This window comes from Tunturibacter empetritectus (assembly GCF_040358985.1).
GTDB lineage: Bacteria > Acidobacteriota > Terriglobia > Terriglobales > Acidobacteriaceae > Edaphobacter > Edaphobacter empetritectus.
This window is the reverse complement of record NZ_CP132932.1, coordinates 17,902-39,921: the sequence shown is the minus strand read 5'-3', so window position 1 is coordinate 39,921 and position 22,020 is coordinate 17,902. Positions and strand designations below refer to the sequence as shown.

Annotated in this window: 14 protein-coding genes; 6 read left to right on the top strand and 8 right to left on the bottom strand. The window is 52.9% G+C overall.

Translation table 11 applies throughout. The features are described from left to right. Positions 1 to 168: 168 nt before the first annotated feature. The 4 genes from RBB75_RS00130 to RBB75_RS00115 form a co-directional block, all read right to left on the bottom strand. Positions 169 to 798, bottom strand: a complete 630-nt coding sequence (locus RBB75_RS00130; protein WP_353069164.1) for a response regulator transcription factor — start codon at positions 796 to 798, stop codon at positions 169 to 171. A gap of 127 nt (positions 799 to 925) precedes the next feature. Then, positions 926 to 4,183 (bottom strand): sensor histidine kinase, encoded by a 3,258-nt coding sequence (locus RBB75_RS00125; RefSeq protein WP_353069163.1) that lies wholly within the window; start codon positions 4,181 to 4,183, stop codon positions 926 to 928. Next, positions 4,180 to 6,222, bottom strand: coding sequence for an amylo-alpha-1,6-glucosidase (locus tag RBB75_RS00120; RefSeq protein ID WP_353069162.1), 2,043 nt, complete (start codon positions 6,220 to 6,222; stop codon positions 4,180 to 4,182). Before RBB75_RS00120 ends, RBB75_RS00125 begins: the two co-directional genes overlap by 4 nt. A 120-nt stretch (positions 6,223 to 6,342) precedes the next feature. Then, positions 6,343 to 6,849 carry a DM13 domain-containing protein gene (locus RBB75_RS00115; RefSeq protein WP_179638491.1) on the bottom strand — a complete coding sequence of 169 codons (507 nt, stop codon included), beginning with the start codon at positions 6,847 to 6,849 and terminating at the stop codon, positions 6,343 to 6,345. Positions 6,850 to 7,857: 1,008 nt separating this feature from the next. On the opposite strand from RBB75_RS00115, the gene RBB75_RS00110 reads away from it, so the two are divergent. From RBB75_RS00110 to RBB75_RS00100, 3 genes are all read left to right on the top strand, one after another. Continuing rightward, complete coding sequence (locus tag RBB75_RS00110; RefSeq protein WP_179638487.1) at positions 7,858 to 8,280, top strand: hypothetical protein; 423 nt, start codon at positions 7,858 to 7,860, stop codon at positions 8,278 to 8,280. Next, complete coding sequence (locus tag RBB75_RS00105; RefSeq protein ID WP_179638485.1) at positions 8,243 to 8,872, top strand: response regulator; 630 nt, start codon at positions 8,243 to 8,245, stop codon at positions 8,870 to 8,872. Before RBB75_RS00110 ends, RBB75_RS00105 begins: the two co-directional genes overlap by 38 nt. A 689-nt stretch (positions 8,873 to 9,561) precedes the next feature. Further along, entirely contained in the window at positions 9,562 to 11,991 is a 2,430-nt protein-coding gene (locus tag RBB75_RS00100; RefSeq protein WP_353069161.1) for a sensor histidine kinase, read from the top strand. A 513-nt stretch (positions 11,992 to 12,504) separates the two neighbouring features. Here RBB75_RS00100 and RBB75_RS00095 read toward each other — a convergent pair. The 3 genes from RBB75_RS00095 to RBB75_RS00085 form a co-directional block, all read right to left on the bottom strand. Further along, a complete protein-coding gene (locus tag RBB75_RS00095) occupies positions 12,505 to 13,467 on the bottom strand; it encodes a sensor histidine kinase (protein WP_353069160.1) in 963 nt (320 codons plus the stop codon). A 182-nt stretch (positions 13,468 to 13,649) separates the two neighbouring features. Then, entirely contained in the window at positions 13,650 to 14,138 is a 489-nt protein-coding gene (locus RBB75_RS00090) for a heavy-metal-associated domain-containing protein (RefSeq protein ID WP_353069159.1), read from the bottom strand. 1,267 nt (positions 14,139 to 15,405) lie between these two features. Beyond that, positions 15,406 to 16,092, bottom strand: coding sequence for a sigma-70 family RNA polymerase sigma factor (locus RBB75_RS00085; RefSeq protein WP_179638481.1), 687 nt, complete (start codon positions 16,090 to 16,092; stop codon positions 15,406 to 15,408). A 439-nt stretch (positions 16,093 to 16,531) separates the two neighbouring features. Here RBB75_RS00085 and RBB75_RS00080 point away from each other — a divergent pair, with 439 nt between their 5' ends. From RBB75_RS00080 to RBB75_RS00070, 3 genes are all read left to right on the top strand, one after another. Beyond that, the gene (locus RBB75_RS00080; protein WP_353069158.1) at positions 16,532 to 18,496 is read left to right on the top strand and encodes a ligand-binding sensor domain-containing protein; all 1,965 of its coding nucleotides are present in this window, start codon (positions 16,532 to 16,534) and stop codon (positions 18,494 to 18,496) included. Positions 18,497 to 18,552: 56 nt separating this feature from the next. Further along, positions 18,553 to 18,765, top strand: a complete 213-nt coding sequence (locus RBB75_RS00075) for a triple tyrosine motif-containing protein (RefSeq protein WP_353069157.1) — start codon at positions 18,553 to 18,555, stop codon at positions 18,763 to 18,765. Positions 18,766 to 18,855: 90 nt separating this feature from the next. Beyond that, complete coding sequence (locus RBB75_RS00070) at positions 18,856 to 19,563, top strand: sensor histidine kinase (RefSeq protein WP_353069156.1); 708 nt, start codon at positions 18,856 to 18,858, stop codon at positions 19,561 to 19,563. 432 nt (positions 19,564 to 19,995) lie between these two features. Here RBB75_RS00070 and RBB75_RS00065 read toward each other — a convergent pair whose 3' ends face one another. After that, positions 19,996 to 21,852, bottom strand: a complete 1,857-nt coding sequence (locus RBB75_RS00065) for a glycoside hydrolase family 15 protein (protein ID WP_179638476.1) — start codon at positions 21,850 to 21,852, stop codon at positions 19,996 to 19,998. Between the last annotated feature and the right edge of the window lie 168 nt (positions 21,853 to 22,020).

Genomic DNA, 22,020 nt, shown 5'->3' with positions numbered 1-22,020 from the left:
TTCGTTACGGCAGGAGGCCTATCGTTTTCTTTAGGTGAAATCTTGAGTCCTAGATGCCCGAGCCCTGCGCGTTGGGTGGCAGTCCGTGACGGGCGAAAGTCATAACCCAAAGTCGTAAGAAAGACGCCGAAGCACCGTCTCGCTAGGAGTGTCACCATTTCGATAGATCTAGACGTTCAGAATGCCTCTACGAATAGCGATGGAGATGGCGTGTGCCCTGTCATTGGCCTGCAACTTGTCCATGACATTCTTGACGTGAAAATTCACTGTGTTTTCTGATAGAGAGAGTTGTTCGGCGATTTGCTTATTGCGATTGCCGCTCTGAATCAGTCTGAGCACTTCCATCTCACGCTCTGTGAGATTCTCTTGGCCCAAGTGCTCCGCAAGACGGCAGGCAACACCGGTCGGAATATGCGTGCGCCCGGTATGCACCGACCGGATGATCGAAAACAACTCCTCCGATGGTGTGCTTTTCAATACATAGGCTGAAGCCCCAGCACAGAGGGCCCCCTTGATTTCGACGTCACCTTCCGACGTGGTCAACATGATCACGCGAGCGGCGGCGAACTCTTTTCGAATGGCCACCAGAGCGCTTGTTCCGGTCTGTCCCGGAAGACGTTGGTCCATTAGCGTGATATCAGGCTTATGACGGCGGAACTCTTCGACTGCCTCCAAGGATGTCCCCGCCTGCGCTACCACCTGCATATCTGATTTCGATGCGATAATTATGTTCAACCCCTGTCGGAAGAGTGGATGATCCTCGACCAGCATGATGCGGATTGGGTCGGATGACTGCATTGGGTTTGCTCCCTTTTAGAGTTATGGCGCGTGCCATGACTCGGAAATGAATCGTGAATATGTGGATGAGGTCAGACGTTAGAGCAACATTTCATCGAGACCACTCTGACCCTTGGTGGTTCGATGCTCAGTTGTGAGCGCCTCCTCCCGAGCCGTTATGTTGTGTCGAATCCTGCCCGATGGCAAACAGCTTCAACAATTGCGACCGTTTTGTAGGTCTATAGGTCTTGAAAACCACTGAGCCGGGAACAAGCAGAGTAACCTCGGTTCCATCGTTGGGTGCCGTTCGCACTAAAAGCTTGGCGCCAATACGGTCCGCTCTTTCCCGCATACCCTCCAACCCAAAGTGTCCGGTCTTTCCGGACTGTAGGGTCTTTTCTTCAATGCCCTTGCCGTTGTCTCTGATCTTTAGCTGAACATTGTGGTTATAGGTGAGCTCTACCGTAACGAGACTTCCTCCAGAATGGACGCAGGCGTTATTGATGGCTTCGTATCCGATCCGGTAAATCTCATCTCTCACAATGGGATGCATGTCGCTGCTGGTCCCGGTCAGGATGTGGGACACCTGGATCGTGCTACCTATACGACAGTCTTCTGCTGCGTGGCGAAAAGCTGCAGCTAAATCATTGGTGTCGACGGTCGAACTCCTCAGGGAGTTGAGAGCTGCGCGCCCCTCCAGCGTGGCTCGTTCCAACCACGTTGACACAAGATCGAGAGCCTTATGCATGTGGGCAGCGTCGGATGGCCGCTCAAGAGCATTATCTGCAACCATCTTGCTGCCTTGGATTGTCTGAAGCAACGTGTCGTGTAGATCGCGAGCTAACCGCGTTCGCTCTTCAATTCGTTCGTCAAATCTAGCCTTGAGCATAGCTGCATACTGTCTTATCCGGAATTGATAGAGGGTGTAGGCTAAAGTCGCTGCAAAGATAACGCATAAGAACTTGAACCATGCTGTTTGATACCAGGCAGGAGGAATCATAAAACTGATAGTCGTTCCCTGTTGGTTCCAAACCCCGTCGTTATTACAAGCCATCACGCGGAAAGTGTTGTGGCCGGGGCCGAGATCGTTATAGAAGGCTTGCCGACGGGTTCCGGAGTCGGTCCACGCATTGTCATACCCAACAAGCTGATAGCGAAACCTTACTTCCTCTGGAACGACAAAGCTGAGAGCTGAGTAGTCGATCTCCACTTCGTGGGGAGAGACAGGAAAACGAATATCCCTGCCTACGGGGTATTCCTTGTGGTCGACCCCGATACGCTCGATATGAACGGGTGGCGGCGTGTCGTTATGAGGCAGGTGTTTTGGGTCGATGACTTGAACGGCAGATCGATCAACTGACCAGATACGCCCGTCGGGAGTGGCGACCGGAGACGTTTCAGATCGTCGGGGCTGTGCCCCCTCGAGTAGGCCGAACACAGTGGTCTGAACGTAATAGGCAGGGTCGCTCCACCAATGTGCAAGTTCGCTGTCGTCAATTTTCACAATCCCGCATGCCATATAGAGCCAATGGTGCCCGACGTGATCGTTTACGATATCGAATCCACTGTCACATGGGAGTCCACTCCTGCTCGTAAGAGACCGGGCCTTGTTATCCTTGTAACGAAGCATCCCTTCTTGCTTGGTTACAATCCAAATGGCCCCATCGGGGTCTCCTGCCATTTCAACCACCGGCCCATCAAATCCTCCGGCAGCTACCCGCTCGAAGTTTCCATCATGAAATCGAAACAAGCCGTGCTTATACCCGCCTGCCCATAGACCTCCATTCTGGTCTGAAGCTATGGCATTGAGTCCTTGCGCACCCATGGCTCCAAGTGACCTATACCTCTCAACGACATGTGTTGCGTCTATGTGGAGTAGGGAGTCTTTCCCTGTCTTTCTATCTTGGGCGGAAACCCATAGCTTATGCTTGCTGTCCTCCGTCATGTAGACGACATATCCTATATCTGCACTATTCTGGTCCAACACGGGTACGAAATGGCTGTCCTTGTATAAATACAACTGCTGTCCTCCCGCCACCCACAACTGATTGCGAGAGTCATGGAACAGATAGTGAACACCTGATGTGGGCAGACCGTTTGCCGGAGTAATGGTCGAAAACGTCTGACCTCTAAAAAGAACAAGCGAACCTTTAGTACCAACCCAAACTGTTCCGTCATCTGATGCCGCAATCGCAATCGCTTGGTCATCTGAAAGACCTTCACGCGTTGTATAGGAGACGACGGGTAGATCCCGAAACGCATCCAAGCCACGATCTGTCACTACCCAGAGGTTCCCTTCTCGGTCCTGAAAGATTCCGTTGATCGTGTTGCCACTCAGCCCGTCCGCCGTATCGAATCGATCAAGCTTACCCGCGTTCATTTTGTAGAGACCCTTACTCCGCGTGCCGATCCACAAAGAACTGCTTCGATCGCAGAGTAGAGAAGTTACTGGCAAGCTCGTGCCATCCAGCTCAGGCGTGACATAGCTTTGCCACCTGTCCCCCGTAAAAGCCAACAGGCCATACCCGGGTCCCTCGATCGGAATACCAGACCAGAGCGTACCCTTTCCATCGGAAGTGAGTGCATCTACCCAATTGTTAGCCATATTTGGGCCGGACAAATAAGGTAGGGGAAAGTTGACCGGTTGTTTGTCTTGCTGCCAGTGGCATATGCCTTCTTTGCTCCCAACCCAGATCGAGCCGGCGTGTTCTGACATCAAGGAGGTTCCGTTCATGCAGTCGAATCCATCCTTGGTACCGAAACACGTCAAATGCTCTTTACCTACCCGGCAAAGAGTGCTGGCGCTCGTGAAGTTTCCAAAGTCTCCCATCCAAACAGATCCCTGGCTGTCTTCGAAGAACGGCCCAGGCCATTGCAGTGTTTCTGGGTAGTTGTAGATGTGGCCATGCGTCAATCGCGACAGGCCGGTATCAGTTCCGATATACAAGCTGCCGTCGTTTGCTCCAAGCAGCCTAAATATGTAAGAACTGCGGAGTTGCTCACCGCTCGAAGGACTCCAGCGGGTGAAGCGAACCCCATCAAATCGGAACAAACCATAAGACGTTCCAACCCAGATGTAGCCATCTGGAGTCTGGGCTATCGACAGGGGCACGCTATTGAGGCCGTTTTGACCGAGTCGCCACGCCGTGTGGCCATATTGTGAGATATGTCTAGAAGGATCCAAACCATACGCTACGCGGACTCCCCAGAGAATTAGACACCACAATGCCACTGTGATCTGCGATCGTACGTCGAATCTCCGCCCGGTTGCACCTGGCATATCGTCGGGACACTTTGTATGCCCGGAATCAATCGCTGTAGCACGGATTTGATCTTTGGCATTCATACGAAACGTGATCAACCCGGCGGTCCCTAAACAGAGAGTTAGCCGGAGGTCGAGATTCACTCATGGTCTCCGGGAGTTTCTGCTGCTACGCGACTTGCAAGTCTCAAAATCTCTGCAACGCTCCATGCCTGGGCAATGCATCCGCGAGGAAAGAACGGATGGTCTCCTTCGAAGATCTCTGAGACCTGCCCCAGGCCAGCATCACGCAAGTGCGGCGTGAAACCATCAAGCCAGCGCTCAATCTCGCTCATCGTAGCTGCAGGAGACTCACTCACTGCCAATTTCGCAAAGAAAAACGGTCCGGCGAGCCATGGCCATACGGTTCCTTGATGATAGGCGCCGTCCCGGCTCCAGCCATCTCCCTCGTAGCTGCCACGATATTGATGGTCGTCCCGCGAAAGCGTCCGTAGACCGTATGGAGTCAACAACTCTTCTTCCACCCTTTGGATGACCTGTGCTGCGGGCTTTCCGATAATGAGTGGATAGTGAAGGCTTACAGTAAAAATCTGGTTGGGGCGGAGAGACGCGTCGCGCTCTTCACCCCTAGCTACGTCAAATAAACATCCGCGCTGTTCGTTCCAGAAGACGCGAAGAAAGTTATTTTGCAGGCGGTCTGCAAGGGCGTTATAGTCCTCGACCGCATTCTGATCTCCAAGTAAAACTCCGAAGGAAGCGATCGTACGCAATGCGTTGTACCAAAGAGCTTGGATCTCGACTGGTCGTCCATGCCGCGGTGTAAAGGCGACATCACCGTCCTTGGCATCCATCCACGTGAGCTGCGTGCTTGGATCGCCTGCCCAGAGGAACCCCTGTTCGTCAGCATGGATGCCGAAGCGCGTTCCCTCAACATGAAACCGGATGATCTCCTTGAGGGGAACGTACAGGTGTTCCTCGAGTAAAGCAGTAGCTTGCGAGCGCCATGTAGGGCAATTTTCGTAAGCGACGTATTGTCGAATCGCCTCAAAAAACCAAAGGGTTGCATCTACCGTGTTATATTCGGGCTGTTCGCCCGCGTCGGGAAAGCGATTCGGTAGCATACCCCCATCAATAAACTGTACATAGTGAAGCAGAATCTCTCTTGCCAACTCGTGCTTACCCGTGGCAAGCATCAAACCCGGCAAAGAGATCATCGTATCTCTGCCCCAGTCTCCGAACCAGTGATAGCCGGCGATAGTCGATGTAAATGGCGTTCTGGTAATGGTGAACTGTCCCGCTGCTTTTTCAAGAAGGGAATTCAGATCGGAACGCCCAGAGCCTTGGTTGGCGGTGTTGGGCGACTTCCATCCACGGGCGACATCTACCTGTTTGTATTGGGCCAATCGTGAGATCGGTTGGAGCTCAGTGGAAGCGATAAGACTAAAACAGTTTTCACTGTCCAGACTCGTCGTTAGGAGTAGTGGACTGAACAGGTCTTCTTTATGGTCAAGCCCTCTCTCTTTCTCTCGTTCATATTCAAATTCCCGATACCAGTAGCCATCCACTTGCACTTCTGCGGGGTCATGCGCGATGTGAAGCTTCGGCAATCCTTGGTATGGTTGCAAAGTTAGAGTTCCGTTCCCCTGATCCACCCACCGATTGATGGCCTGATTCTCATGGGTGGCCGCATGATATCCGCGAAAGGCGATCAGAGGTCTCACCTCGAGAAAGAAATGTTTTCCCGAGCCTCTTTTGCCAAGTGCATATTCGATTATGGTGGTGTTTTGACCTTGAACCATCGATACAGTTCGCGTGATCTCCCACCCTCCATTGCTGTAGGTGAAGACCGGATCCGGATCGAGTCGGAAGCCTACAAGGTTTAGGTAGCCCGAAGGATGAACAATATTCTCCGAATACAGGTTGGTCGATAGGGGGAACCGAGCTCCATCGACTATAAGGGTATCTTCCAACTGCGAAAGGAGAACGAGCCTTCCTAGAGGAGCCTCCATTGAAGCCACAAGCAAACCGTGATATCGCCGGGTGTTCATGCTGGCGATTGTGCCCGACGCATACCCACCCAGACCATTCGTTACCAACCACTCCTTCGTCTTCAGGCCATCAAGATCGGAGCACTCATTCGAATCAAATTTGATCACGACTCTTCCGTTTCTTTGTTGCGGCAATATCCGGCTTTTCTGGAGGAATGATAAAGAACAATGGCCTGCTGACTCGGTGTCCGAGAGAGTCTGAATCACTCGCTCAGCGATGAAGCAATCCTTTCGAATCAGAACACCATTGCGGCTTTAGAATTCCTCGAGCTTCGCGGCACCGAAGTTGGCGTGAAAGCGTTCACAATAAATCGATACCGTAGCGAACGTCTTGAGATCAACCCCCTTGGGGACCATATAGTCTTGATCTCCTTGATTTCCTTTCAGATCACCAAGATCAACGTTCTTCACGGCCGCCAGAGCAAAGTCTTTTGTCGGGTCGATGGACGTCCCGTCTATCAACAACACGTGCACGGCAGGTCCGTTGGAAGTAGAAAAATCGGTCAATCGCAAGACACGGCTGCCATCCGCTTGCTGATACACGGTAGCTCGGCCAGAAGTCTTATGGATCTCTCCAACAAATCGTCCTGTCAACAGCGGGGTGAGTTGACCTGCAGCTTGGGCGGGATGGGCTTCATTCACCTTCTTGTTGATGAAAAGCTTCTCGGGGCGAAAGGCAAACCAAAGCACCGCGAGAATAAGCACTCCAATAACACCTAGAACAATTCGCTTTGATGTCGCGTTCGTCGAGGAAGACGTCATGTTGGATCTCCTAGTGAGATAGTGGGAGAACAGAGCAATCCGCGCTATGCGCACGGCGACCTACTTTTCGAGTGATCTCGCGCCAAAGTTGTCAAAGCGCTCGCAGAACATCGCAAAAGGCTTATACTTGGCAAGATCGGTTCCGCAGGAAGACGTAGTTCTGATCGCCCTCGTTGACTTTGAGCGGTCCGAGGTCAACCCGTTCGACCATGCTGGTAAGGAAGTTCCTTCCCGTGGCCTGGTATACAGTCGCCCGGCCTGAGGCCTTGTGCACAATACCGTGAAAAGTCCCGGTCGCTAGGATCGCGCCAGACTGAGCTATAGAGGACATCGCAGGCAATGCCAGAACAGCGGACAGGACAATGATTCTTTGAATCTTCATCGTTTTTCTCCAATGGTATTGTGCTCGAAGGAAGCAGCGAATGCGTCGGCGGGTTGGATCACCATTCTGGAGTAAGCATCCACTCCGCAGGGACCAAACACCCCCCCGGATCGAAGAGTACTAAACCTGTTCCTTTCTACAGGCACCAAAGATTTCATTGGTATCTAATGAACCGGGTGGAGACGTATGCGTGCAGGCATCCTGTACTTTCGTTACTTCAGCGCATTCTCCGAAAGATCGAAAGGTCCGCTGTGAAAGATGTAGTCGCAGCCATAATTTGGTTACGAATCCCATGAGGCCACGCAATCTGCAGCCCAAGAATCGGCATCGACCTGCGATTGTCATTCGATTTCAGAGGAAGTCGAATCCAATCTCCGGGGCAGATAAGCAATCCAAAACCGAGAACTGTGCAAAATCGGATCAGGATTTCGGTAAGGCTGAGACTGTGGAGAACTACAGGCAGGACACTGTGGAAAGTGACTTTGCGGCGTTCTTACCACCCTATACGCTTGGTCGTGATGATTCACTGTGTCGGTTTTCAATTTTAGGAAGTGTGGCTCTACTTACTGTGAGACCACGAATCTGCCTTGACTGGCGAAGTTCGAAGTCGCTAGGGGGTTGGGACAATGGAAACACTTCATCTCTCTCTTTTCGTCTTGTACTCCGTCGGAATCTCCATAGTTGCCGCTCTTGGTTTGGGCCTGCATTTGATGTACCGGCGCGGTATTCGCCGCTACGAACGGACGCTCGACTATACCTACTCTCAACGATTTGAGCAGCGCACGGTAATTGCTAAGTCGATCCACCCCCATCTGGAGCAAATGATTTGTCACAGCAAATCCGTCATTGATCAGGTGCGACGGAGAGCAGATGGGACAGAAACCACGGATGCCTTGAATCAGGTCTCAGGATGGCTTGATGGGGCGGCTGGGGAGAGTGATCGCGCGCTCAGGTCGCTTGAAAGTGGTTCTGCCAAAGCGTTCAATAATGGTTACATCGCGAGAGGAGAGCATGCCTACACCCAGACAAATTCGAATCATGGTCGTTGAAGATCACCCCGTATTCCGTGAAGGGCTCAACATGATCATTGCAGCGGAAGCGGACATGGAGACCGTGGCTCAGGCATCGACCGCAGAGGAGGCACTACAAGAATATCGCCGGACCAGGCCGGATGTAATCTTAATGGATCAGAGACTGCCCGGCGCAAGTGGCACAGAAGCCTTGATCGCCATCCGAAGCGAGTTTCCTCACGCAAAGATCATGATGCTGACCACCTCAAGCGGGGACATCGAGATTCAACGTGCGCTCCGCGCGGGTGCTACCGCTTATGTCCTTAAGAGCACGCCGAAGAATGAGCTGCTGAGGATTATCCGAACTGTGTCAACGGGACGTAAGCATATTCCATCCGACGTAGCCAGCAGTGTGGCAGAGCATATGGGGCAGGAGGATCTGACGCCGCGCGAGTTGGAAGTCCTTGAACTGATCCGCGAAGGAAACAAGAACAAGCAGATCGCCGATCAATTGTCGATCTCGGAGACGACCGTTAACTTTCACATCAAAAATATCGTCGACAAGCTGCAAGCGAATGACAGGACGCATGCGGTTACGATCGCTTTGCGACGGGGTTTGCTCCAGATTTGAGCTACCTTCGCCCAAAACGAAATGAGTGTCAGAGTATGAACGTCCGGGCAAAGGCTCTTCTGGTCGCAACGCTGGTTCTGATTTTCGCTCCACCTAGAGCACAGTCTGTCGAACCTACGACACGGCTGACGCAGCTAGCTCATCGGGCGTGGCGCACGGGCGACGCCGGCTTGATGGGTACTCCGCAGGCTCTTACTCAAACCGCGGATGGCTACATTTGGGTCAGTACGGAAAATGGCTTGTATCGCTTTGACGGCATGCGATTCACAAAATGGACTCCACTAGCCGGCGAGGCTCTTCCCAGCATCTCTTTGTGGCACATCTTTGGGACGCGTGACGGATCGCTTTACGTGGGCTCAGATCGAGGTCTCGCAAGAATCAGAGATGGGCATGTTTACACATATCCTGGAAGTCCGCGTTGGCCGGGTCCATTCGTGGAGGACCATGACGGCGGCCTGTGGATGGGTATCAGTGGAGCCCACAGCAATCCAAGTGCACTCTGTAAGGTGGGAGAGACAGATCTCATCTGTTTCGGAAAGAGTGAAGGATTTTCCTGCATCAGGGGCGTGTCGAATACGACAAGCTCCGACGGCTTTCTTTGGGTGGGAAGCGCTGAGGGCATCTGCCGCTGGAAGCCAGGTACAAGACCCGATACTGAACTTGTTCCATCGCTTTCAAGTGGTCGAGGGTTGAACACGATCACCAGTCTGGCCAGCACCACGGATGGTGAGCTCTGGGCTGGGATGAAACGAAGCGGGCACGGTGCCGGTCTCCTCCGTCGAACAAACGGACACTGGACCTCCTACACAGTTCCAAGAATAGACGGCCGTATCTTCTCGGTGTCCGCGCTCCTTCCAGAGCAGAATGGAGCTCTATGGATTGGAACGGATGATAAGGGTCTCTATCGAGTTGTCGATGGACGTCTGGATCACTTTGACGCGATAGACGGTCTTAGCGACCGCAACGTTCTTTCGATCTTCGAGGACCACGAACGAGGAATTTGGGTTGTCACCCCGAAGGGCATTGATCACTTTAGGGATTACGCGGTTATAAGTTTCACGGCTAGTGAAGGTTCGCTCGCGGACCATGCAAACGGTGTTGCGACGGATCGTAGAGGATCGGTCTACATGGGGAGCCGCACACTGGCTCAACTATCGGGAAAGACCCTGATTCAACTAAGGGACAATAAAGGCCGGCTGCTGGAAGATGTGCAATTCCTTTTCACGGATTTACGAGACAATGTCTGGATCGGTTCTGGGGATAGACTCTTTGTTAAGCGAGATCAGCGGATCGCTTCCGAAGTTCCTGGATTTCCGACTGGAAAAGGCGATTACGTCGTTTACATCACTGAGGATCACGTGCATGACATCTGGGCATCTGTAGAAAATCTGGAGACTCACAATTCCAGCCTGATCCAGATTCGCAACTATCGGGTGATAGACCGATTCGACGTGTCCTATTTTGCGGGAAAACAAGTGATGAACGCTCTTGCCCCCAACGCGGCGGGAGGAATTTGGATAGGCGGATCAGTGCATGGCCTGTTCTCGTTTCGTAACGGCCGATTTGAACATGTAGTCGCGGGCGGCTTCAACGACAGAGTTGAGAACCTTATGGAGGATTCAGACGGCGCTCTCTGGATCGTGACGCAGCAAGGTTTTATTCGATACTTCGAGGGGCAGGCGAGAAGCTTGACGATGGCCTCTGGGATGCCGTGCAACAGTGGGGTCAACATTCACGACGACGGTCGCGGATTCAAGTGGTTCTATCTCCATTGCGGCATCGTGCGTGTATCTTATTCCGATCTTGCCGCGTGGTGGCAAAATCCTGCCAAGCGTGTCCATGCTCGTGTCTTCGATGCGCTCGAAGGGGCACGACCAAATCTCTCAAACGGAAACCCAGCGCAAACTCCTGATGGCAAGATTTGGTCCGCCAGCGACTATGACTTCCAGATCATCGATCCGCAACACTTACCCTTCAATGAATTGCCCCCACCGGTAAAGCTGGAGCGGCTGATCGTCGATGGCAACGACGTTTCGGTCGGTCAACATCTGAAACTGCCTGTGCACCCGCGTCAGATCGAACTCGACTATGCTGCTTTGAGCTATGTGATCCCCGAACGGGTGCGCTTTCGTTATCGTTTGGATGGCCACGATTCTAACTGGACAGAGGTTGGCCGACGGCGCCAGGCGTTCTACAACGATTTGAAGCCGGGTCCTTATGTATTTCACGTTACCGCTTGCAACAATGACGGGGTATGCAACTGGCGGGGCACGGAACTTGCATTCACGGTGCCACCAGCATGGTTCCAAACTCTCTGGTTCCGGGCCTTGGTGGTGCTCTTATTGCTCGTGCTCGTATTTCTCGCATATGTATATAGGTTGCGTAGGTTCGCCAAGGCTCTCAAACAGCGCTTCGACGAACGATTGCAAGAACGGACTAGGCTCGCACGGGATCTTCACGACACGCTCCTTCAGACGATTCAAGGCAGCAAGATGGTTGCAGACAATGCGCGGGAACATCTAGATAATCCACGTATAATCGGTCGCGCGTTGGATCGACTCTCCGAATGGCTTGACCGTGCGAGCATAGAGGGTCGAGCTGCACTGGAAGCCCTGAGGAGTTCCTCGGTCGAGGCCAATGACCTGGTAGGAGCTCTTCATCGCGTGGCCGATGATTGCATCCGGGGTGCCAGAATGGCTATCAGCATTTCGACGGTAGGCGCGATTCGGGAGATGCATCCGATTGCACGCGACGAGGTTTATCGAATTGCCTATGAGGCGATCCGTAACGCATGTGCCCACTCTGGAGCGCGTCATTTATGGGTCGAACTCGAATATAAAAGACGCTTTTACCTCACGGTGCGAGACAACGGACACGGTGTCGACGAGGACGTTCTGCGTAGCGGCAAGCCGGGTCATTTCGGCTTGGCAGGGATGCGTGAGCGTGCCTTGTTTATGGGGGGCAACTTCAACATCTCAAGCTCTCCTCAGAGTGGTACGGTTATATCTGTTGTCATACCGGGTCAGGCAATCTACAAAAATCCGTCCAGGAGACTTCGCGACTGGCTAGGTGAGCCCTTCCAATCGAAAGCTGATCCCCACAAAGACGAGTCGCTCTAGTGATCAACTATCTCACTCACATTGATCGGGGTAGTGCTCGGTTTACTCGAACCAGCATTTGAAGCCGGAAACACCCGGTTAGAAACAGCGCCTACTAGATTAGGCAGGTAAAATCCCTAAGTTTGGGGGTGCTCCCAGGACATTAAGACCAACAATAGAAGTATGGTCTGTGACTGGATGATCGGAATCATTCTAGCGAAGATCCTCAGCCCTAAACCTCTATGACCGTGGTCTTCCGTTCGCGCGAGGGAAATATGAAACCGCATGTGATGGCCATGCTCGAGATGACGAGCGCATCGATTTATAGACTCGGGTGTCTTGGCGGTTGCTCCAGCTCCGAGTTCCAAGACCAGCACTCTATGCCTTACAAAAGCGAACGACACTATCTCGGCGGCGTAGTCGGTCAGAATCTTCCGCTCCGTCCGGCTCAGCGACCGCTCCGCAGCAATCAACGACAGTAGAGCTTGTTGACATTGATCCTCACTTGGAAATATGTACAACAGTCAGACCAGATCAGGCGATGAAGATCGCCTCGCCTGGCACAAACAAGGTAACTATTGTACCTGTCTCCGAACACACGACCGTGTGCTTTGCTCCGATACGAGCAGCTCTCTCGCGCATTCCGATCAACCCGTAATGGCCCGATCTGCCGGCTTGCAGGATGTGTGGGGCGATGCCTTCGCCATCATCTTGGATTCGCAGGAGCATATTTTGATCGTAGACAAGCTCGACGATGAGACGTTTACCTCTGGAATGATTGCAGGCGTTCAGTATGGCTTCATGTCCAATTTTGTAAACCTCATCTCGTGCGATTGGATGCATTTCTTTGTTCGCACCTATCACTAACAATTCCAACTCCATCTGAGCATTACAGCCTTCGAAAGCCTCACGCAAAGAGCCGGCGAGGTGATTGCTCTCGGTTGTAGAAACGCGAAGAGAGTCTAAAGCAGCTCTGCCTTCAAGGACAGCTCGCTCCAACCAGGAAGAGAGACGATGAAGAGCAATCTTTGCCGCGGGCTCCTGCACATTATTCTTTTCATTGTCAGCGACGAGTTTTCCACCTTGAATGGTTTGCAGCAACGTATCGTGCAGATCGCGCGCTAGACGAGACCTCTCTTCGAGCCGTTCATCAAAGCGCATCTTCATCGATGCAGCTCGGAGGCGGAGTCGATACAGATATAGCCAGCAGCCGATTGCAATCACAAGGAGGCCACACAGCAGGCGAAACCATACAAATTGGTACCACTCCAGTATGCCCCCCAGGACGTAGGCCATGAAGAAACCGAAAGACCAAATCGTAGCTGAACCCCACAGCAGCATACGGCTGAACTTGCTTACTCGCCCGCACATCGTCGGATCATCTTCTATGCAAGCTTCCCCCTCTCTCATCCGAGGAGCCATCCAATACGTCATCATGAAGCTCATGCTGATGAGTATGCCGGCGATAGCGAACGTCCACACTTTATGCTTCGACATCGTCACAAGCCATGGAGCGACTGAGAGTGCGGAAGCTACAGTGGCTCCCATCCCCATCAACACAAGCAACGAAGGTAAGGCGCAGCAAAGGAGCGTGCTGAAGGACCCGAACAATGATAGATAGTTCATCAGCGACGCTTGGCGAACCCGCTTGATCGCTGGCATTAGAAGCGAAGAAGTCGTCATTGGGGCACCGCGATCGTCTTGTATCGAAGGGTGACCGGAACCTTACCTTTCGCCGACTGAGGTAATACACCTTGTACGATTATCGACTTTCCCAATAGGGATGTAACATCGACTCCTTGAGCGAACGGCATTAGTGCGTAGCGATCGTTTGTGCCCGTTACCTGCAGGAGCGGTGCTTTCGGCGAGCCTGATAGAACACCCTCGACAAGCACATCTGCATCTTGATGTGCGAAGCCGTTCTTTTCCACGGCCTCGTTGAACTGTCTCAGCTCAGCTGTACTTCCAGCTGTCAATTTGATCGCGACCAGCCCCTTGTTCAGGTCGACATCAACGCCGCTGACCCCACGGACGTTCTTCATAGAGAGCCGGATTGCGAAGGCGCACGGAGGACAGTCCATTCCGAAGACAGTCAAATTAATCTGCTTGTACTGGCCCTGAGCGGTCAGCGCACACATTCCAAGGATTCCGGCAATTGCGATCTTCATCACCAATCCCTTCAACGAGAGCGACTCCGCGACGAGTATTTGAGATAGCTGAGGTTGACTCCGAAACGAATGCGCTCACGGCCATAAATAACGTCCGATTCATCACGAATGATTGGACCCTGGACCCCGGCCTCAACTGCGAATTCCTTAAAGATCCCCAAGACGGAAGGTCCCAGCCACACCGTGGTAGAACTGCTGTTCGGCAGGATCGTTCCACTGCTTTTCACCTCTCCAGTGTGTTCGCCGGCTAACTCCATAAATCCACGGTAATCCCATTGATCGACGCCTCGGCGTAGCTTGGACGGCCGGTAACCATATGCCACGCTCCAAGATGTTGTGTCAGGTCTTCTGTCATGTGAAGCATTGGCATAACGCGTGTAGCCACAGCCTACCCAAAGATATTGACTCCGCGAAGTCATTCCCGCTGCTAATGTTCCAGCAACACCGGGCGCTCGATGCAGATCGCCAAGTATGCCCGTGGCAGGCTGTGGACCTGACGCAACTGCGCTTACGGACGCTGTTGACTCCAGCCGACGTCCCACGCCAATGACGGAATCGAGAAAGCGCCAAGACACACCCATTGCCCATTCAGAACCGCTCATGATTCGGCTTTCTGGTAGATTGCCCGTTCCGAATGTGACAGGTAGAAAGGCGTTGATAGTGACGTGCGGCCTAAGGCCATACCCAAACCCTGACCCAGTTGAAAACTGAGTTCCCCCAGATCCGGTACGGCCAAAGAGTCCAGTGTCGAAACTGAACTCCCCTTCGGCATTAACAGGCGTCGCATAGCTGAACAAGGGGCTGTGGTCTGTTGCGCGCGCTGAAGATGTCATGATCATAGAGCAGGCGCAAAATAATACGAATCTCGTCCACGTTTTTTCGATCAAATCACGCGTGTTACGGAAGCGTGCCTTTCCCTCGTACCCCGCGGCCGCATTCTTACCTTTGCGCTGACCCAAGCTTCTGAGGCACCCAACGGGTGTATTGAGGGGACTCCAGCGTAATTCGGCACGCGCGTACATATTGCACATTCCGTAAGCATAGGTGGCATGAAGAATTTCACGCCCATAGAAAAACATAGGTATCTACCAGTCTTTTTCCCACGTAGAATTTCGTGCACCCAACGCAAGTCACGCATCAGCGAGCGTGATTGAATCATCGTACACACGAGTTTGTCTTGGGTCTGTGAGCAGACTGTTTGAAGCTAAGTTTTCCAGTTTCCTTCCCAATTGCAAAGCGGCGGAAGTTCCTGGCAGGCAACGCACGTTCAACAATCTCCGATGGCATGGAAGGTCTTCTCCCGAGTCCGATTTGCATCGAACCGTCTCTGAAGCATCCGGCGAGCGCGGTGAAGGCGAGCTTTGATCACCCCTTCCGTTGACTTAAGCGCCTGCGCCGTACAGCGGACACTGCATTCATCGAGAAGGCGCATCTGCAACACATCTCGGTAGATCGCTGGAAGGTCCGCAACTGCTCGTTGCAACTGAGATCGCAACTCAGCCCGTTCCAGGCTCAGTAGAACACTCTCCTGTTTGTCGCAGACGTATCGAGCAGGTGACAGCGATGCCTGATTCGAAAGAGAGTCCAAAGAAACGGCAAGTCCCCCTTTTCGACGACGTAAGCGGGCGCGAGCCTCGTTCAGGACAATGCTGGTGAGCCAGGTGCTGAATTTAGATTCAGACCGAAAGCTTGCCAGCTTGCGATACGCCCGTAGAAAGGTCTCCTGAGCGGCGTCTTCGGCATCGGCTTCGTTCCGGAGCATCACGAATGCCATGCGGTAGACAAGCGTCTCGTAGGGCCGGACGAGATCATGGTAAAGACTCGTATTTCCGGCGAGGATGGAGCCGATCAGCCCTTTCTCATCGCGGGTTGCCGATGAATCGTCTGCAGGTCTAACGAGAAACGGTGACTTCGGACTTTCGTGCGAAGCGACTGCTTGGCGAAGCGTTTCCATGGTGGGCGTACCTCAGTCAAAAAGGCGTCCAGTCCAGAGGGCTGGCGCAAAGCGTTGCTACCGCGTTGAACCTTAATCTCAAGGATTTCGTGCGCCTCCGGGAGATCAGAAGCAACAGGACTGGAGCTATATATTTCTGCAGGTCTGTCCTACACGGCGAGTAGACCGCGAACTCAATCAACAAAATTGCAAGTGTTCTCTGAGTGACGAAAGGCAGAAAGCTCCTGTCTTTGCAAGCTTGCCAAAGATTTTGCTAGTCGACGAAGCGTCTCGTTAAATCGTCGACAGCTGGAGTTTTCTACAGGTTGACCTGCCCCCAGAATGCTTAGGATTGGGATCAGTGGAGAACCTGCGTCTGTGGTCAGCTGTGCGGATTACAAGCGGAGCGAACACATCGAGTGATGTGACACTTTCGTGTCCTCCGTCACGGCTGGGAGCTATGCTCGTAGCCCTGTGCCTCCTTCTGGCCTGTGGTCGTCCGGCGCAGGCGCTGAACCCGTCGACCCGGATTGCGCAGTATGGACACAAGATTTGGCGCATTGGCGAGAGTGGACTCGATAGCTCACCAAAGGCGATTGCCCAGACAACAGACGGCTATGTCTGGGTTGGGACAGCAAATGGCCTGTTTCGATTCGATGGTATTCGCTTCACCCATTGGACTCCTCCGGTCGGCGAGCGGCTTCCCGGTCAGGATGTTTCACAATTGTTTGGCGCGCGCGATGGCAGTTTGTACGTGGGAACAGAGTTGGGGCTGGCGCGGGTGACCAACGGTCATATTTATGACTATCCAGAGAAGCAGAGGCTACCTAGGCCATTCCTCGAAGACTCGGACAATGAAATCTGGATGGGACAAGGCGACTGGGAGGCCGGCGGACAGCCGAGGATGTTCTGCAAAATAGGTGATCTGCATATCTCCTGCATCAGCAAGCGAGACGGATTTGGGTGTACACGCGGATTCTCTATCGCGTCTGAAAAGCCAGGGTCGATTTGGGTCGGCAGCGAAGACAGCATCTGCCACTGGCAAGCAGGGGAGAAGCCTCAGACATACCCTCTAAATGTGGGTCATTCCAAGTCATTCAGCTATGTGCTGGCGCTCGTTGCGGATCAAGACGGGACGATATGGGGGGGGCGGCGTGATAACGGTCCGTCAGGGGGGCTGCTGCAATTCTCCAATGGACAATGGAAGAGTTATGTCACCCCGGAAGTTGACGGTAGAACACTTTCTGTAAGCTGTCTCTTCTTCGATCATGACCATTCGTTGTGGATTGGGAGTCAATCCAACGGTCTTTACAAGCTCAGCGACGGAAAACTCGATCACTACGACACTACGAACGGCCTTTGCGGCAACTCCTTTCATAGCATCTTTGAAGATAGGGAAGGCAATCTTTGGGTGACGACAAGCGGCGGCATTGGCGAATTCCGCGACCTCCCGGTTATCTCCTTTACTGAAAACCAAGGGCTATCGGGTGAAGATGCTTCCAGTATTGCGGCCGCCGCAGACGGACATGTTTGGGTTGGGATGGATCATGGCATCGACGTTTATCAGGGTCAGGATTTCTCACATCTGAAGTCTTCGGATTCTTACACCGACTTGCTCTACAACGATTCACACAGAAGAATGTGGGCCACAGCCGGGGAGAAACTACTGTCGTACCGAGCCGGAAACGTTATCGAGGTGTCCGGCCCGGAGGGCATGAAGATTCACTACGCTGCAGCAATGGCGCAGGATACTCAACACCAGTTATGGGTATCGGATATCGATCAACAATCGCGCGAGAAGGCACTGTATCGCCTAGACGATGCTCGCGTTGTCGCTAGGTTTCCGACACCCGGAAATCAAACATTGTTTTTAGCGCCCAATCCAGAAGGTGGTTTGTGGGCCGGTGGTTATGTTCACGGTTTGTTCTGGTTCCACAATGGACAATTCGAGCCCGTCAAAGGTTATAACGGAAGTGTCTACGGCTTGAGATCAGACTCAGATGGCACTCTTTGGATCTCGAGCGTTGAACATACGCTCTACCGATATCAGAATGGAGAAGCGCGAAGCTTAACAACGAAAGACGGAATGCCCTGTGATACTGGATTTTCAATCGTTGATGATCGCGTAGGTTCACACTGGTTCTATATGGAGTGTGGCATCGTAAGGGTTAGTGACAAGGAGCTTGCACAGTGGTGGCGCAGTTCTAGTCACCTTATGCGAACGGTTGTCTTTGACCTCCGCGACGGTGTCAGGCCGGGGCTCGGAGGCGGTAGCACGGCCGTGACGATCGCTCCAGACGGGCGCCTCTGGTCGACTAACGGCAGCATCGTCCAAGTGGTCGATCCTCACAATATTCCATACAACTCGATGCTCCACCCGTTCATATCGAGCGCATCATCGTCGATCGCGAGGATCTGCCGCTGAGCACCAGACTCCAATTTCCGATCTCGCCGCGAGACACTGAAATTGACTATGCGGGATTGAGCTACGTTTTGCCGGAGAAGGTTAAATTCCGCTACCGGCTGGTCGGACATGACAGAAACTGGATCGATGCTGGAATGCGCCGTCAGGCCTTTTACAACGACCTTCGCCCAGGCCACTACACGTTTCAGGTAATCGCCTGCAACAACGATGGAGTGTGGAATTCTGTCGGAGTTCTATTCCGTTTCACAGTACCTCCTGCCTGGTACTAGACAGTCTTGTTTCGACTACTGTGCACTCTCTTGTTGTTGGCGACGGTATACTCAATCTACCTCATGAGGATACGGCAGTATCGAGCCGCGATGAAGGCACGGTTCGATGAACGGTTGGAGGAACGCACACGTCTCGCGCGCGATCTGCACGATACGCTGCTGCAAACTATCCAAGGGATGAAGATGGTTGCAGATCAGGCGAACGATACCATCCACGAACCAACTGCTAAAAAGTTTGCACAACGTATCTCCGAATGGTCAGAGCGTGCTTCAAGGGAGGGACGGGCAGCGCTAGACTCGCTGCGCAACTCAACGACCGAAGGAAATGACCTCGCAGCAGCCCTCCGTGCTTCTTTTGAGAACTGTGCAATCAATCGCGCCATCTCCGTGAATATATCAGTAACAGGCAAATGCAGAGAAATGCATCCGATTGCACGGGATGAGGTCTATCGGATAGGCGATGAAGCGATTCGCAATGCTTGCCTTCATTCGAATGGCCATCGAATCGACATCGAACTAGCCTACGACAACAACCTTCTGCTTCGCATTCGCGATGATGGAAGAGGAATTGATTCGAGCATCTTGAAAAGCGGAAAGGCTGGCCACTACGGTTTGACCGGCATGCGCGAAAGGTCCGCCCATATCGGTGCCAAACTCGAGGTTTCCAGTTCACCAGAGGGGGCGGAGGTCGTTTTGCGCATCCCCGGAAGCGCGATATACAAGAAAGCTCCCGCAAGTCTTGTAATGCGCCTTCTGAAGCTGATTGGACGAATGACAAAGCGCCCTCTCTCAGATTAACCGATACGGATGGTCATCGAGAGAGAATCTTTGCGTGGGCTCTTCATCATGTTGCCTCGCAACTTGTCTGATATTTTCATTGTCAGCTTTGTATTGGAAGCAGACTCAGCGCGAGTCACACTCTACTTTTAGGGTTCTTTGCAGGATGCAGGCGCACCGTTAACGATCGGTCTCCACTCGTATCCTATCCGCTACGCGGCCATCCTTGAGTATGCTAGTTACCGAGACGCGCGTTAGACAGGGACCGAATACCCCAAAGGGAGAAATGATATCCTTCGCGCCTTCGATCATTGCCACGCGAAACTCTGCGACTGCCATCCGAGCCCAGAGCAGGCTTGACAGTGGGAATCAGCTCGTTCCCATGTTCTAGATATTCTTGCCTACGCTGATGGCGATTCCGGACATCCGTTGGAGAAGTCCTGCCTCATGAACCTAGACCGTGGAGACACTGGTAGTCATAGTGGGTTCGTACTCAGATGCTCCGCTCTCACGCTGAAAAATCGCCCACGCAGCATTTATCAATCCGATGTGGCTGAATGCCTGAGGAAAGTTGCCCAAGAGTTCTTTTGTATCTGGAAGTATCTCTTCGGAGAGCAATCCGACGTCGTTGGCAAATCCGACAGCCTTGGCGAAAGTCACCTTAGCTCGATCTAACTGCCCTGACATCGCTTGTGACTGTGCAAGCCAGAAGGTGCATAGAAGAAAGGAGCCTTCCTTGCCAGCCAAGCCATCTTGTGCAATGTAGCGAAAAACGAGACCATGCTGGTCCGTGAGGTGTGTGACAGTTGCCTCTATAGTAGAAAGAACTCGCGCATCGTCCGCTGGCAGAAAGCCGACAATGGGGATCATCAAAGAGGATGCATCCAGGTCATCTGTCCCAAATGCTTGCGAGAAAGATCCGGCCTTCTGGCTCCAACCTTGTGAAAGAATTGCTTCGCGAATCTCTTCTCGAGTCTGTTTCCAAGACAATACCCTATCTGCAGCATGCAAGAGTTCGGCCATTTGGATGCCTCTATCTAGAGCAACCCAGCACATTAGCTTGGAATAGAGAAAGTGTCGCGGCTCACCGCGGATCTCCCAGATTCCCTGGTCTTTTTGCTGCCAGTGCGAGGCCGCTGCGTCTATGATACTGACCAGGAACTCGCCGGTAAGCTCGTCCAGACCGTTGAGCTGTTGCCTGAGCAAAAAGACAGCACCCATCAATTCACCATAAACGTCCAACTGGCGCTGGTTCCATGCGCCATTGCCTATGCGGACCGGGCTGCTATCGCGCCATCCGCGCATTTGAGGCAGCGTCCGTTCGGTGAGGTCGTGCTCACCACGGATTCCAAACATGATCTGCAGGTCCGCTCCTCTGCGGACCTGCGTCAGGGCTGCTTCCGCAAGAAAATTGAAGAACTTCAATGCTTCATCCGGACAGGCCGCAACCCACAGAGCCTCCAGCGTAAAGCTGGCATCTCGAACCCAGGTGAAGCGATAGTCCCAGTTCCGGTCCCCACCAACCGATTCCGGCAAAGAGGTCGTAGGCGCCGCCACAATGGCTCCTGTTGGAAAGTACGTAAGAGCCTGGAGCACACGACCGCTATGAGCGACAAGTTCCTTCCAGGGCCCCTGATAGTTTTGATGCAGCTGAGACCACGTCTGCCAGCCCTCCACTGTATCGGCCGAGTGATCAGCAATCTCCGTCTGGCTCCACGAAGGCGGACGTTCGTCGAGAACCGAACGATGTTGTAAGGAAAAGTGAAGAGCTTGACCTGATGTGAGCTTGAACTCGTTGCGCGCAGCACTCTCCACAATTTCTAAATCGATTGGCGTGGAGAGAAGAAACATGCTCGCTCCTCCACGGCTTTCCAGTCCTCCGCTGACGCGCTTTAGAAGCGGAAGTACAAGCCCGTACTCTGGGCGTGGGGAGTATTCAAAGTCGACATGTACGTTGCCGTTCGTGCAAGCAACTGAACGCAACAGAGCATGTGGGGATCGACGGCCAAGATCGTGTCCTCGCTCGCCCTTTCCAAGAGCCATGGCATCCGTAACAACCGCGGTCCCTGATTTCGCGACGAATGTTGTCTCTAAAACCATCGCTTCTTTCACATACTTTCGACTTATCTGCACAATATCCCTTGGACAGATAGACCAATGTCCGCAGTCCGTATCGAGGAGCCGGCCGAAGACAGACTGAGAATCGAAGTCTGGCATACATAACCAGTCGATTGAACCGTGCGAGTTCACCAGAGCAGAGGAACAGCAATCGGACAAGAGGGCGTAATCAGCGATCGGTGTACTTTGCAAGGGAATGCCTCTCAATCAATAAGAACGGTTGGCCCGCAAAGCCCAATCATTTGGCCTTAGCGACATTTTCCGCACTCATAGCTATCTGATACCCGTTTTAAGGATGGTGCGCAGGCAATCTCTTCAGGCTATGAACTAGAGATTTCTTTAGGTGAGCACCCTGCGACC

What these genes read in the sequence shown, in the direction of transcription:
- RBB75_RS00130 (WP_353069164.1), bottom strand. Translation starts at nt 798, where the DNA reads ATGCAGTCATCCGACCCAATCCGCATCATGCTGGTCGAGGATCATCCA.
- RBB75_RS00115 (WP_179638491.1), bottom strand. Translation starts at nt 6,849, where the DNA reads ATGACGTCTTCCTCGACGAACGCGACATCAAAGCGAATTGTTCTAGGT.
- RBB75_RS00110 (WP_179638487.1), top strand. Translation starts at nt 7,858, where the DNA reads ATGGAAACACTTCATCTCTCTCTTTTCGTCTTGTACTCCGTCGGAATC.
- RBB75_RS00105 (WP_179638485.1), top strand. Translation starts at nt 8,243, where the DNA reads ATGCCTACACCCAGACAAATTCGAATCATGGTCGTTGAAGATCACCCC.
- RBB75_RS00095 (WP_353069160.1), bottom strand. Translation starts at nt 13,467, where the DNA reads ATGTCGAAGCATAAAGTGTGGACGTTCGCTATCGCCGGCATACTCATC.
- RBB75_RS00090 (WP_353069159.1), bottom strand. Translation starts at nt 14,138, where the DNA reads ATGAAGATCGCAATTGCCGGAATCCTTGGAATGTGTGCGCTGACCGCT.
- RBB75_RS00085 (WP_179638481.1), bottom strand. Translation starts at nt 16,092, where the DNA reads ATGGAAACGCTTCGCCAAGCAGTCGCTTCGCACGAAAGTCCGAAGTCA.
- RBB75_RS00080 (WP_353069158.1), top strand. Translation starts at nt 16,532, where the DNA reads ATGCTCGTAGCCCTGTGCCTCCTTCTGGCCTGTGGTCGTCCGGCGCAG.
- RBB75_RS00070 (WP_353069156.1), top strand. Translation starts at nt 18,856, where the DNA reads ATGAAGGCACGGTTCGATGAACGGTTGGAGGAACGCACACGTCTCGCG.